This window comes from Vitiosangium sp. GDMCC 1.1324 (assembly GCF_003044305.1).
In the GTDB taxonomy this organism is placed as follows: domain Bacteria; phylum Myxococcota; class Myxococcia; order Myxococcales; family Myxococcaceae; genus Archangium.
This window is the reverse complement of the sequence record NZ_PZOX01000029.1, coordinates 79937-93328: the sequence shown is the minus strand read 5'-3', so window position 1 is coordinate 93328 and position 13392 is coordinate 79937. Positions and strand designations below refer to the sequence as shown.

Below are 13392 nucleotides of genomic sequence, written 5' to 3'. Positions count from 1 at the left end.
GGGAACAACGCGGGTGGATAGATCGCGGCCCCCCCACGAACCCGGAGGACCCGATGCGATTGACGCCCTTGGTGTTGGCCCTGCTCTTCGCCCATGCCTGTGACAAGCAGGTGGATCCACCCCCCACCGCCGCGATCGAACGGGGGCCCAAGGCCCTCACCCTCGAGGGCGATCCGAACGGGCTGTGGTGGGACGCCCCGTCGCGGACGCTCTACATCGCGGACGACCAGAACAACCGCATCCTCCAGTGGACGGACGCCGGGGGCGTGTCGCTGGTGGCGACGTTGCCGCCCGCGCCAGCCGATGGGGCGGGTCTGGGCGACCTGGTGCGGATGCCCGATGGAACCCTGGTCGTGGTCCGCTTCGGTTACGGCAAGGCGGGCGACGTGGTGTTCGTCAAGCCGGATGGGACGAGCGGCATCGTGCCCGGACTGAAGCCGGAGCGCAGGCGCATCGGCCTGACGCTCGCTCGGGATGGCCAGCTCTACGTCGGCTACTTCGTCCGCGTGAGCAACGTGAACGTGGGCTCGGTGGCGCGGCTCACCCTGGACGGCACGGAGCAGGAGAGCATCGGGGCGCTGCAGAAGCCGGTGGGCGTGACCGCCGTGGGGGACTCGCTCTTCGTGAGTGATCAGCTCGCCGGGAAGGTGTATCGCGCGCCCCTGGCCGCGCCCCAGGACTACACGACGCTCGCCACCCTGCCGAGCCCGGATCTGCTGGCCGTGGGTCCTGGAGGCTCGCTGCTCACGGGCAGCCGAGAGGGCAAGGTGTTCCGCATCGCTCCCTCCGGCGAGGTGGGGGTGCTGGCCAGCGGGTACCAGCAGCCGCGCGGGCTCGCCTATGACGCGGAGAACAAGCGCCTCTTCATCGCCGACCATGACGGCGATACCTCCAATGGCGCCACCCACTTCCTCCAGATCATCCCGGTGGAGGACTGATGCGCTCGTGCCTGTTGCTGGCGATGCTGCTGCTGCCGGCGAGCGCCGTCGCCGAGTCCTGGCTCTCCCCGATGCTCATGGGAGAGCTGGACTACCGGGTGCATTCCGACGCGGTGGAGGGCGAGAACGGGTTCGCCCTCGGGCGCTTCCGTCTGGGCGTGGAGGCCCGGCCCGCCCCCTGGTTCCAGGCGGTGGGCTCGGTCGAGTGGGCGCTCGAGAAGCCCGCCCTCACGGATGCGCTCGTCGTCTTCATTCCCACCGAGGGCGTGCACCTGCGCCTGGGCTATGGGAAGACGCCGCTCTTCGCCTCGGCGAAGGACGTGGCCGTGGAGGCGCTGCCCATTCCGGAGCTGTCCCTGCCGGTGCGGGCGCTGTGGCCCGGGCGTGACCTCGGACTGGAGGTGCAGCTCTCGCCGAAGTCGTTGCCGGTGGAGGCCTGGGTCCGGGTGGGCAACGGCTCGCGGAGCCCCCTGGGCAATGACAACGCGGCGCTCTCGGTGGACGCGCGGGTGGATGCGCTGCTGGGAGGTGCCTCGCGGGCGGCGGCACCGGACTCGCCCTGGAAGTTGCGGGTGGGGGCGGGGGTGCACGCGGAGGACGCGTTCGACCGGGCGGGCGTGGGTGGCACGACGGCCACGCGCTTCCTCTTCTACCGGCCCGTGCCGGTGTCCGGCTGGCGCTGGGTGACCGAGGCCCATGTGGTGCTCGGCAGCGGACCCTTTCAACTGACGGCCGAGGGGGGCGTGGCCTGGGAGCGGCGCTCGCGCGACACGGACGGCAACCCCGAGACGCCTCGCGAGGCGCTGCCCGGAGTGCGGGCGCAGGGGGGCTCGGTGGAGGCCTCCTGGCTGGTGCGAGGGTCGCGGCGCGATGAGCGGGGTTGGCCCCTGGGCCCGAGGGGTGAGGCCGCGGACTCATGGGACGCATGGGATGGAGGGGCCGTGGAGGTGGCCGGGCGTGTGGAGCGGCTCGCCCTGGGGTTGGGCGCTCCGGACGTGGAGCCCGGGGGCGCGAGCGGCGGGGCATTGGCGGTGCGCTGGTGGGCCACGGACTTCCTGGGGATGGGGGCCACGGGCTACTTCCTGCGGTACGACCAGCCTCCCATCGAGGAGCCGACGCGGCGCGACTCGTGGCTCGTGTTGACGCGCGTCACGGTCAGCTTCCGCTGAGCCTCCGCGGTCCTCCACCCAACAGTGCGCCCGAAGTTTTTTCCAGACCCCCGCCGGAAGGACTGAAAGAACTTCCGCCCTTCGGCTGGGGGGCGCTCGGCGCAAGACCCTGGCGGAAGACTCCTCCATCCGGGAGAGAGCCGCCAACCCGCTGTTTTCCCGAAAGAAAGGGATGGCGGGGACGAGCTGCCCCGAGGTGGCAGGGGAGTGTCCGGGGAGCGGCACGGTTCTGGCTTTGTCCAGGGTCCAATGGCACTGACCGCACATCGGAGTCCGAGGCCGGAAGTCTGGATGACGTGGCTTCCCTCGCTGGGCGTCGTGGCCCTGGTGGGGGCTCACCTCCTGGCCGCCGTGCTGGGTTTGTACTCGTCGGCCCCGAAGGTCACGGTGGTCAGACCCATCACGGGTATGTCCACCTCCGGACCCCTGGAGATCGCCGTCCAGGCGGACGACGGGCCCATGGGCTCGGGGGTGCGGAGCGTGGAGTACCAGCTCGACTCCACCTCGGGCGTCTGGACGCCGTTGTCCCTGGATGAAGCGTCAAAGGCATACACGGGGAGCCGGAAGATCGCGGGCGTGGCGGAGGGGGAGCATGCGCTCTACATCCGTGCCACGGATTACACGGGTAACGCGCGCACCGTGTACGTCACGGTGAAGGTGGTGCATCCCCCCGCCGGACCCACCGCGGTGCCAGCGCACTCGCCCTCGCTGGACGAGAACCTCTCCTGGAATGGCGTGGGCTCGCAGGAGCGAAGCGGGTCCGGTTTTTCTCCGAGGGGCTGAGCTGCTCACGGTTCTCCCGGGGCACTAGGCCTCGGGCGAGCGCTCGTGCCGGGCACCGTACCGGGGGAGCCGCACGGCGAAGGTGGTCCCCTCTGCTTCGGTGGAGTGGACGGTGATGGTGCCGCCGTGGGCCTGGACGATCTGCTGGACGATGAAGAGCCCCAGCCCCAGTCCGGAGGCCGAATGTCCCCTGCCCGTGGCGGCCCGCTGGTAGGGCTCGAAGATGTACGGGAGCTCGTGAGCCGGAATGGGGGCGCCCTCGTTGTGGACCTCCAGGCACACGGTGGCGCCCTCGTCGCGCAGCCTGAAGTCCACGGGCGTGCCCTCGGGGCTGTAGTCGAGCGCGTTCTTGCCGAGATTGCCCAGCACCTGCGCGAACCGGTCGGGATCCCATTCCCCCAGGAACTGGCCTGACGCCTCCAGTCGGAACACCCGCCCCGGGTGGCCTGTCTCCAGCTCCTCCAGGACATGGCGGGTGAGCTGGAGGAGCTCGACGGGCTGCCGGTTGACGGGGATGCCCCCGCCCAACTGTCCTCGCGTGAAGTCGAGCAGGTCGGCGATCATCCGCCTCATGCGCTCGGTGCTGCCGAGGATGCGGCGGGCGTTGCGCGCCTGTCCCGGGTTCGTGCTCCCGGATTTCAAGATCGCCTCGGCGGAGAGCCGGACGGCGTTGAGCGGGTTGCGCAAGTCATGGCTGACGATGCCCAGGAAGCGCTCGCGGAACTCGACGGTGCGGCGCTGCTGCTCCTCGGCGGCCTTGTGGTCGGTGATGTCCAGGGCCGTGACCACCGCCGCGATGATGCGGCCCTGGGCGTCGCGCAGGGGGGCGGAGTTCTGGAGGGTCACGCCGCGCGTGCCATCTCCTCGCAGGATGCAGATCTCCATGGCGTGCACCACCTCCCCCTGGAGGGCGCGGGCGATGGGCCATTCTTGCGGCTCGAAGGGGCGGCCATCCGGGTGGATGCCTCGGTACTTCCGGTAACCCTCCAGGTCGGGCGAGTGGATGAAGGGGTGCCGCCAGATGTCCTCGAAGGCCTGGTTGCCGAGGATGAGGTGGCCGGAAGGGGCCTCGGCCACCGCCACGCCCACCGGGAGCTGGGTGAGGATGGCGTCCAGCAGGCGCCTCTGGGATTGCTCGCGCTCCTGGAGGCGGGCCTGGAACAGCAGGGCCGAGATGCGCTGCACCATGGTCCGGAAGAGCAGCTTGTCCTCGGTGGAGAACGAGGCGGCGGTGAGGCTGCTCATCGTGGCCACGCCGATGACGTCACTGCCGTGGGACAACGGCACGCCGTAGAGGGCGCGGATGCTCCTGGCGCGAAGGACCGGGTTCTTCACCAGCGGGTCCGTGGCCGCGGCGTGCAGCTCCAGCGGGCGCCGCTCGGCGGCCACCTTCCCGACGAAGCCCTCGCCCACCTGGAGACGGAAACCGGCGTCCAGCGCCTCTTCCACTCCCACGCTGGCGCGCATCCGCAGGGTGTTCTCCTCGCGCAGCATCAGGGTGACGGAGTCCACCGACTCCGTGCTCTCCAGGATGACGCGCAGCAGCTTGGGGAGGAAGGTGTCCAGCACCTCCGTACCGAGTGCTGCCTCGGAGATCCGATCCAGGGCCACCAGGGTGCGCTCGCGAGTCCGGGCGTAACAGGTCACCGCGGTGGACACGGCCGCATCGAAGATCTGGTTGAAGCGCCGCACCTCCCGCAGCATCACCGCCGGCTCCCCCATTCCCACCTGCTCGGCGTGTACTTCATAGAGCCGGAGGATGCAGGCCCGCAGCAGGGCGTACTCATGGGCCACCTGCTCGAGGTCGTAACCCACTTCCAGCCGCTCCAGCGCATGCACCTCGGGCAGCCCCTCCATGCTCTGGCGCTCGCCGGTATGGAGCGTCTCCACCATGTTCGCCATGCGGTCGAGCAGGTCTGGCAGGTGGTCGAGGAGCCGGGGCCGAGAGAGTCCCTGGGAATAGGGATGGCTGCGTGCCTCCCGTTCCCACTCCGCCAGGATGAGGGATTGACTCACCCGGATGAAGTCGCACAGGCGCATCCTTCGCCCTGGTCGCTGGGGTCCACCCTCGCCCATGAATGAAAAATGGGCACCCTGCCCATGGGCCGGTGGGACGTTGGGAATCTTCGCCAGAGCCGCTTCTCTGGTGGGCGGGGCGCCTGCCGGGGGGCGGCCCGCCGTGGTCCGTGGCAGGCCCTCAGCGGTGCGTCACTTCGACCAGGATGAGGAGCCTACGCTCGGGGTCCACGGTATAGCGCGCGACGTGGTCTCCCACCGCGAAGGACTGGGTGACTGCTGGTTGCTCTGCCTTCGAGGCGACAGCATCCAACTCGCCGCGGATGCGCATGTACGCATCCAGTGGCAGAAAGGAGAGCTGTTTCCACGCGGAGGCGCTGATCTCAACGCCATAGCGGGTAGGGTTCTCGGGACGCCTCATCTCGGTGGGAGGGTGAAGCAGGAACCAGGCCAGCCTGTTCGCCTGTCGGGTTCTCAAGACTTGGAAGGGGGACCGGCCTGGACAATGGAAGCTTTTGCAGGCCCTGGCATGCGGAGGCCTGAAGAAACTACCGGCAACTCCATGCACAGGGCCTACTTGGTCTCGAGCGAGAAGACGCCGTCCCAGTCCTCGGGGGGAGGCCGGGCCATCCAGGTGTCGCAGCGGGCGGCGAAGATGCGCGAGGGGGGATCCTCCGGCGAGGAGAGGAAGGACTCGCGGGCCTCGGCGAAGCGGCGGGCGCGGTAGAGGGCGAGCCCCTCGGCGAACCGGGCCAGGTGCGCGGGCGGTGGGGCTCCGGCCACGTCCACCAACTCATAGACGCGGACGGGGAGTTGCCGGCCCTTCACACGCAGCAGATCCAACTCCCGGGCGAGCACGGCCCCTCCGGCGGCCCGCACCGTGTCCTCGGAGACGAGGGTCCGGGTGCCATACACGCGGGCCGCGCCCTCGAGCCGGGAGGCCAGGTTCACCGAGTCACCGATGACGGTGTAGTCCTGGGCGGCGCGCGAGCCGATGTTGCCCACCACGCCCGTGCCGGTGTTGATGCCGATGCGGCAGTCCAGCCGGGGCACGCCGCGAGCCTGGAACTCGGGAGCCAGGGTGTCCACCACCTGCAGCAGACCGAGCGCCGTGAGGCAGGCCCGCGCGGCATGGTCCTGCTGGGGCAGGGGGGCGTTCCAGAAGCACATGATGGCGTCGCCCATGAACTTGTCGAGCGTGGCGCCGTAGCGGCCGAGCACCTCGGTGGCGCGCTCGAAGTAGCCGTTGAGCAGGTCCACGAGCGCCTCGGGGCTCATCTCCTCGCTCAGGGAGGTGAAGCCCACCAGGTCGATGAAGAGCACGGTGAGCTCGCGGCGCTCGCCGCCGGGGGCCGCCTTCTCCGGGTTGCGGATGAGCTCGTCCACCACCTGGGGGGCCAGGTAGCGCTTGAAGAGGCCCTGGATCTGATCGCGCTGGCGCAGGCCGGCGACCATCTCGTTGAAGGCGCCGGTGAGCCGGCCCACCTCGTCCTCGCCCTGGACGGGGACCTCCACGTCCAGCGAGCCCAGGCGCACCCGGCGGGCGGCAGCCTCCAGTTGCACCAGCGGCGCGGAGAGGCGGCGCGCCAACAGCACGGCCAGGGCGAACGCCAGGAGCACCACGCCCACGGCGGTGGGCAGCAGCTTGGCACGGAATCTGGCGATGATGGGATCGATCTCCGCGTCGAGGTTGCGCAAGACGAACACCTGGCCGAGGCGGGTGCACTCCTTGCCGCGGGTGCTCTTCTCGTCGCGGGTGCACTCCTTGCCGCGGGTGCTCTTCTCGTCGCGGGTGCCCTCCTCGTCCTGGGTGCTCTTCACGCCGTAGAAGTCATCCCAGCGCACGAGGTAGCTGTACTTGCCGATGCTCACCTTGACGGGCTCGTCAGCGAGTGAGGTCTTCTTGGCGGGCTCGTCAGTGAGCGAGCTCTCCTTGGCGCGTTTGTCAGCGAGCGAGGCCAGGAGTCTCCGGAGTTCCTCCGGGTCTGGGTCCTCCGAGTCCGAGGCGGAGGCGGTGGTGGCCAGGGCACCGCCCTGGGTGAGGCCGTCCTCGATGAGGAAGGCGAAGCGGGCCCGTGAGGGTCCCTGCTCCAGGGAGTTCTCCAGGAGCAATTCAGTCACCCACCGTCCAGACAGCACCACGCCGATGGGCCGGGCGCTTTCGCCACCGGAGGTGGTGACGCGGTGGGCGTGCACGAGCAGCAGGTCTCTTTCTCTCCTTTGGATGCTCTCCCTGGGCACGAAGGTGAAGGGCAGCGTCTCGAGTTTGGCGGGGGACCAGAGTTCGGAGGCGAAGCCCTGGCTCAATGCTTGGTCCAGGATGGGCAGGTTGTCCACCGTGCCGCCCACCTGCTCGCTGTTCCCGCGGGTGAACACGAGCCGCTTGCGCACGTTGAAGAAGGCCCAGATGCGGTGTTCCTGCTTGTCGCTCCATCCGAAGGCCTCGGTATCGGCGGAGCCGATGACCTCGTGTGCGCCCAGGATGCCCTCGAGCTCGGCGTCGCCGTCGTCGAGACCCGCGGCGCTGTCGTCGGAGTTGACGGTGAGGGCCACGTCCATGAATGTTCGATCGCGCGCGTGCGCGGCGGCGACATCGCGGATGCTCTCCTGGGTGGCCCGGGAGAGGCGTTGGAAGGTTGCCAGCGTGCGGGCCAGATCGCCGTGGATCTTCTGCACGGCGGCGTCTTCCACCGCCTGGGTGGTGGCGACCAGCGCCACGGCGAGCGCCAGGCCCGCGAGCAGCATGAAGGCCAGCACGAGCCGGACGGAGAGTGACTGCCATCCCAGGGCGCCTCCGGCGCGGGAGGCATGTTCCTGGGGGGGCGGGGCGTCAGTAGGCATCGGGATGGGAGGTGTACGGACGGCCGTGCTTGTCCGGGTGGCTGTCGTCGGCCCGGGCCTCGGTGAGCTCCAGCGTCACCGTCGTCTCCTGGCCGGGCTTCACGGTGACCTCGCTGCGCGACACGTCGCTGCGCTCATCGCGCCGGTGCACCGCGAAGACGCGGTAGGTGCCGGGAGGCACGCCCGTGAGCACGAAGCGCCCATCCGGCCCGGTGACGGCGACGGCCCGGTTGGGCACCACCACCAGCGTGGCCACCATCTGCTCGTGGATGTCGCAGTAGATGTCCACGATGCCCGTCCTCTTGAAGGTCTCCGTGTAGTCCTCGCCCGGGCGGTTCTTGCCCGCGTCGAACTTCCCGGCGCGCGAGCGGGAGAAGACGTTGTGCACCACCACGTCGTTGTTGGAGAAGCGCACTTTCTGCCCGGTGACCACGGCCACCACGGAGGGCTGGAAGGCCTTGTTGCGCTGGGCCATGTTGACCTCGCTCGCGGGAGGAGGCTCGGTGTAGCCGGTGAGGTAGACCACCACGCCGGAGCGATCCGCCTTGGGAACGGGGCGGCCATCGGGTCCCTGGACGGTGACGCGGACCTCGCCGCGGACGGTGCCCTGCTGCGCGGCGGCGAGCGGGGCGGCGAGGGACAGCAGGAGGATCAGAGCACCACGGCCCATATCAGCCTCGGCATGAACTGGGGGGTTTCCGGGAAGAGGGGGGTGAGCCCCACCAGGACCCCGAGCGTGATCCACGACCGGCCGAACGTCCAGGCCAGGTCCGCGCCGACGAAGTGGTGCTGCTTCGCCTGGAGGCCTTGCAGGGGAACTTCCCCGAACGCCTCGAGCGAGGCGCGCAGCTCGCCCTCTTCACTGATGGGGTACGACACGCCGGCGGCATAGGTGCCCAGCCACTGCACGGGCGCCTCCGAGCCATCGATCCCCGGGAAGCCCACCTGCGAGCCCAGGTCGAGCACCAGGCGCAGCCCGCTCTCTGCCTCATAGGACTGCACCAGGTTGGCCTCCACGCGGGAAGGGCGCGAGGTATGGATGGATTGGTGCCAGGCCACCCGCAGGAGGGGCTGCCAGGGGCTGTCGTCTCCCCGGGGGTTGAGCCTCAGACGCAGGTCCGCGTCGAAGGAGTCGAGCTGCGTGCTGTCACGGGTGGCTTGAATCTGGAAGGGCAGTGCCAGCTCGAGCCGTTGGGTGAGCCCGAACACGGGTCCCCACCAGATCCAATACCGCGACTTGTCACCGGGTACGCCCTGCGACTGGGTCCTCGCCCACAGCCACTGCTCGAGCTCCACGTCGCCCTTGGGGACGATCTCCGTATCATAGACCCAGATGAAGGACCGCCGCCCGGCCTGGGCTGGTGCGGGAAGCACGGCCAAGGCGAGGACCGCCACCATCAAGAAGCTGCGTACTGCGCTCATCTCCCCTCCCGAGGGACGCGATCCACGCCGAGGTGGTTCCCGAGGCTCTACGCACCAGCGGTGGCCAGGGTTACGTCCGGGGTACAGGCATACCTGACGCGAGGGGGCCTGTGGGAGGGGAGGGGCCCGGCGCGGCTCCCGGGGGGGGCCGTCAGGGCACTTTGAGCCTCATGCTGAAGGTGTACTTCACGCTGATGGGCTTGCCCTGGAAGAGCACCGGGTGGTAGCGGCGGCTCTGGAGCGTCTCGATGACGGCCTCATCCATGAAGGGTAGACCCTTGATGATGCGGCAGTCCTCGACCGTGCCCTCGCGGGTGATGGTGCACTGGGCAATGACGAGGCCGTTGACGCGTGCCCTCAGGGCCTCGGGCGTGTACCGGATCGGCTCTCCGGAGATCATCTCGGGCCGGGTCATGCTGTCGACCATGCAGGGGCCGATGCTCTCGCTCATGTCGTTGGCGAGGTCGGGCTCGGGGATGATGTACAAACCTGTGGACGCGGGGACGCTGGCCGAGGCCGACGTGCCTTCCGTGGGAGGAGCTCCGGTGTCGGGTGGTGTCTCCCGAGGCGGGAGCGGCTCCTCCGCGTTACATGCGAGGAGCGGCGGACAGGCGAGCACACCCGCGAGCAGCATCAAGGACACCTGGCGCATCAGACCCTCTCCTGGCGGACACGGTTCAACGGATGAAACCGGAGTGGGCCGAGGCGACGGGCCCCGGCCCACATGAGAGCCTCACCTCACATCTTGAGGTTGATGGTGAAGGTGTAGCTCACGCTGACGGCCCTGCCCTGGTAGCTCACCGGATGGTACCGGCGGCTGGTCAGGGACTCGATCACGGCCTCGTCCATGAACGGCAGTCCCTTGATGATGCGGCAGTCCTGGATGGAGCCCTCGCGGGTGATGGTGCACCGGGCGATGACGATGCCGCTGACGTGCGCCCGGGCCGCCTCGTAGGTGTACTGGAGCGGGATTCCGGCGGAGACGAGCTTCGGCGGAGTCATTCCAGAGCCGAACGGGAGCACCTCCTCGCCCGTCCCGCCGATGCTGTCGGTCACGATCTGTTCCATGACGGACTTCGCGAAGGGGACTCCGCCCTCCTCACGACCGTTGGGATCGCTGCCGGGGACGTAGGGCAGGTCATTGGCCTCGGTGTCCGTATCCTCCGGAGGCGGAGTCGCCTCGGCCGTCTGCTGGGGCTCCGGAGGCGGAGGCGGGATGTTCTTGGGCTGGACCAGCTCGGTCTTGGGCTTCTTGGGCTTGGGCGGAGTGGGTGCCGTCACCGCCTTGGGCGGATTCGGGTTGCCCTTGGGCGGCTGCGGCAGGGTCCGGTAGATCCTGACGTCGGGCTCCATATGGAGCTTCTCCACCGCCTTGCCCGACAGGCCCATGACGCCGGCGAGCACGCCCGCGTGAACCATCAAGGACACCCACATGCCCGTACCGAACCGACCCGCGCTCAATCCCGTCTGATTGATGACCGACTGGAACACTTGGCAATCCCTCCTGGCTGACACCGTAGAAACTAAGGAGTCAGGGCGGTGCCGTGGCCTTGGGTCGGCCATCTCTTCGTCATGGTTTTGTCATGGACTCGAGCTCCAGCCGGTACCCCACCCCTCGGATGGTGTGGATGGTGAAGGAGGACGCACTCGTCCAGCCGAGCTTCTTCTTCAGGTTGGAGACGAAGTTGTCCACGGTGCGCGGGTCCACGATGACGTCCCGGCCCCAGACGGCGTCGAGGATCTCCCCCCGGGTGAGGGCGCGGTCGCGGTGCTTGAGGAGGAAGGCGAGCAGGTCGAACTCGGTGCGGGTGAGGTCGATGATGCCGCCGTCGGTCCGGGACAGGGCGCGCTTGCCCAGGTCCAGGCTGAAGCCGGCGAAGGGCATGACCTGGGGAGGGGCACTGCCGGCGCGGCGCACCAGGGCACCCACCCGGGCGAGCAGCTCGCGCAGGCGGTAGGGCTTGGTGATGTAGTCCTGGGCGCCGGCCTCGAAGCCGCGGACGATGTCGTCCTCGAGCGAGCGCGCGGTGAGCATCAGCACCATGGTCTGCACGCCCTGGGCGCGCAGGCGCCGGCAGAAGGAGTAGCCGTCCTCGCCCGGGAGCATGACGTCGAGGATGAGCAGGTCGAAGGAACGCCCGCTCAAGAGCGGCTCGGCCTCGCGGGCGTGGGTGGCCACGACCACGTCGTAGCCCTCGTCCTGGAGGTTGTCGCGCAGGCCGATCCGCAGGTTCGCATCATCCTCGACGACGAGGATGGAGGGGCGGGGGCTAGGAGGGCTGCTCGGGGTGTTCATGGCGGGGTTCGTGGAAGAGCAGGGAGAAGGTGGTGCCCTGGGGGCCGGAGTTGTCGATGGAGATGCGCCCCCCGTGGAGGGCCATGATCCTCCGGCACAGCGCGAGCCCGAGGCCACTGCCATGGACCTCGGGGCCTTGCGAGCCCAGCCGGTAGAAGTCGCGGAAGACGTTCTCCCACTCGCCCTCGGGGATGCCGATGCCGTTGTCGCCGAAGAGCACCACGCAGCCATGGGGCGGGTGGGGGTAGGCGCGGATGGAGAGCTCCACGGGGTTGCGCCGGTTGTAGGCGCAGGCGTTGCGGGCGAGGTTGATGAACAGCAGCCGCATCAGGGACGGGTCGACCTCGAGCTCCACGTCGCCGACGTCGGCGGTGAGCTGGACGGGGACGGAGGTGTTGCCCACGAGGTCCGAGCGGAGCATGGCGATGAGCTCGTCCAGCTTGACGCGGGCGGGCCGCAGTTGCCAGCGGCCCTTGTCGATGCGGTTGAAGGACAGGATGTTCTCGACGAGGAAGTGCAGCCCGTCGGCGGCCTGGATGATGCGCTCGGGGTAGTCGCGCATCTCGGGGGCCTTGGAGAGCTTGCGCTCGAGCGTCTCGGCGAGCAGGCGGATGGAGGCCAGCGGGGTGCGCAGCTCGTGGGAGACAGTGGCCACGAAATCGCTCTTGAGCTCGATGTAGCGGTAGCGGCCGTGCTGGGCCACCACCGCCATCACCCCGATGGCCACCGCGAGCGCCCAGCAGGTGGCCACCAACAGCGTCTTGAGCCCGTAGCGCTGCTCGATGGCCGTCTCGGCGGCGGTCCACTGGGGGACGGAGACCTCCAGCCGGAGGGAGTCCAGGGGCTGCACGGCGTCGGGGTCCTGGAGCCGCACCGTGCCATCGGGGCCGAAGTGGCCGCGCTCGCGCATGTCGCGGGCCAGGTCGCGCAGGAGCGCGTCGAGGTCCACGGCGATGCCGCGCACCACCTCGTCCCTGGGCTCCACGTACCAGCGCTCGCCGATGAGGGTGGGGCCGGAGAGGCCCTCGGGCATGACGAGCATGCCGGCGCCGGCCTCGCGGGCGCGGGCCAGGAGGTCGTCGGAGGGCTCGCCGAGGGCGGTGCTCACCCCCACGGTGTGGGCGAGCAGGAAGTCGAAGTCGGGCTGGGTGAAGCGCCCGCGCTCGCGGAGGAGATCCCGCTGCAGGCCAGCGGAGCGCTCGATGCCGCCGAAGTCCTCGGGGAGCCCCTCGCGCAGGAGCGCGCGGACGAGGGGCGGGGTGGCCTCGCCGCGCTGGAGCCGCTCGAGCACGAGGAGGAGGAAGGGGAGCTCCTGCTCCGGGGGGAGGGGGTGCTCGGCGTGGTAGCGCAGCAGGTCCTCGGCGAGCGCGTTGGCGCGGGCGGGCTTCCTCGCCCCGAGGGCGGCCTCCACCGCGCGCAGCCGGCCCAGGCGCTCCGACCAGGGCTCCTCGGGGGTGGTGCCCTCGGTGAGGGCGCGGAGGAGCTCCCGGTAGTGACGGCGGGCGGGAGCGTGCGAGCCGGGGGCCGAGCGGGTGAGGCGGGGGAGGAACTGGGCGCCTCGGAACTGGAGGTAGAAACCCTCGGCGGGGGCGAGTGGGTCGCCCATGGCGGCATGGAGGGAGGTGAGGCTTGCCTCCAACTGCTTGCCGAGCGTGAGGCGGAGGGCCTGGGTGGCGTACTCCTCGAGCGCATCGCGGCGGGAGCGGAGCTGGGCGTGGGCGTCCTCGCGCTCCTGGGCGAAGATGCGCTGGAGGCTCACCAGCCCCCAGGAGAGGGCGAGGAGGCCGCATCCGAGTGCGAGGAGGGTAGGGAGGAGCCGGCGCAGCATGGGGGGCCCGAGGGCCGCGGGCATTATACGTGCGCATGCGTGGCGGGTCAGGGGTCGCGCGTGCCCGCGGGCGCCCGGCGGGCTGGCCGCCACGCGGAC

At 69.7% G+C, this 13392-nt stretch carries 12 protein-coding genes; 3 read left to right on the top strand and 9 right to left on the bottom strand.

Going from position 1 to position 13392, the window contains the following annotated elements:
- The first annotated feature begins 53 nt into the window (after positions 1 to 53).
- The 3 genes from DAT35_RS50380 (at position 54) to DAT35_RS50370 (ending at position 2890) form a co-directional block, all read left to right on the top strand.
- Positions 54 to 938 (top strand): hypothetical protein, encoded by an 885-nt coding sequence (locus tag DAT35_RS50380; RefSeq protein WP_108076635.1) that lies wholly within the window; start codon positions 54 to 56, stop codon positions 936 to 938.
- On the top strand, positions 938 to 2107 hold the full coding sequence (locus DAT35_RS50375; RefSeq protein WP_108076634.1) for a hypothetical protein: 1170 nt from the start codon (positions 938 to 940) through the stop codon (positions 2105 to 2107). The genes DAT35_RS50380 and DAT35_RS50375 overlap by 1 nt, the downstream gene beginning before the upstream one ends.
- Positions 2108 to 2398: 291 nt before the next feature.
- The gene (locus DAT35_RS50370) at positions 2399 to 2890 is read left to right on the top strand and encodes an Ig-like domain-containing protein (protein WP_108076633.1); all 492 of its coding nucleotides are present in this window, start codon (positions 2399 to 2401) and stop codon (positions 2888 to 2890) included.
- Between the two features lie 24 nt (positions 2891 to 2914).
- Here the strand turns inward: DAT35_RS50370 and DAT35_RS50365 are convergent, their stop codons facing one another.
- The 9 genes from DAT35_RS50365 to DAT35_RS50330 all read right to left on the bottom strand — a co-directional run bounded on the left by DAT35_RS50365 (position 2915) and on the right by DAT35_RS50330 (position 13293).
- Complete coding sequence (locus DAT35_RS50365; RefSeq protein ID WP_233262190.1) at positions 2915 to 4930, bottom strand: ATP-binding protein; 2016 nt, start codon at positions 4928 to 4930, stop codon at positions 2915 to 2917.
- A gap of 157 nt (positions 4931 to 5087) precedes the next feature.
- Complete coding sequence (locus tag DAT35_RS59545; RefSeq protein WP_158502219.1) at positions 5088 to 5237, bottom strand: hypothetical protein; 150 nt, start codon at positions 5235 to 5237, stop codon at positions 5088 to 5090.
- Between the two features lie 242 nt (positions 5238 to 5479).
- On the bottom strand, positions 5480 to 7747 hold the full coding sequence (locus DAT35_RS50360; RefSeq protein WP_233262189.1) for an adenylate/guanylate cyclase domain-containing protein: 2268 nt from the start codon (positions 7745 to 7747) through the stop codon (positions 5480 to 5482).
- On the bottom strand, positions 7737 to 8417 hold the full coding sequence (locus DAT35_RS50355) for a carboxypeptidase regulatory-like domain-containing protein (protein WP_108076631.1): 681 nt from the start codon (positions 8415 to 8417) through the stop codon (positions 7737 to 7739). Before DAT35_RS50355 ends, DAT35_RS50360 begins: the two co-directional genes overlap by 11 nt.
- Positions 8399 to 9169, bottom strand: coding sequence for a hypothetical protein (locus tag DAT35_RS50350; RefSeq protein WP_108076630.1), 771 nt, complete (start codon positions 9167 to 9169; stop codon positions 8399 to 8401). Before DAT35_RS50350 ends, DAT35_RS50355 begins: the two co-directional genes overlap by 19 nt.
- A gap of 151 nt (positions 9170 to 9320) precedes the next feature.
- Positions 9321 to 9821 carry an energy transducer TonB gene (locus DAT35_RS50345; RefSeq protein WP_108076629.1) on the bottom strand — a complete coding sequence of 167 codons (501 nt, stop codon included), beginning with the start codon at positions 9819 to 9821 and terminating at the stop codon, positions 9321 to 9323.
- An 86-nt stretch (positions 9822 to 9907) separates the two neighbouring features.
- Positions 9908 to 10660 carry an energy transducer TonB gene (locus tag DAT35_RS50340; protein ID WP_108076628.1) on the bottom strand — a complete coding sequence of 251 codons (753 nt, stop codon included), beginning with the start codon at positions 10658 to 10660 and terminating at the stop codon, positions 9908 to 9910.
- A 79-nt stretch (positions 10661 to 10739) separates the two neighbouring features.
- Positions 10740 to 11465 (bottom strand): response regulator transcription factor, encoded by a 726-nt coding sequence (locus tag DAT35_RS50335; protein ID WP_108076627.1) that lies wholly within the window; start codon positions 11463 to 11465, stop codon positions 10740 to 10742.
- Positions 11440 to 13293 carry a HAMP domain-containing sensor histidine kinase gene (locus DAT35_RS50330; RefSeq protein WP_108076626.1) on the bottom strand — a complete coding sequence of 618 codons (1854 nt, stop codon included), beginning with the start codon at positions 13291 to 13293 and terminating at the stop codon, positions 11440 to 11442. The genes DAT35_RS50335 and DAT35_RS50330 overlap by 26 nt, the downstream gene beginning before the upstream one ends.
- Positions 13294 to 13392: the final 99 nt, after the last annotated feature.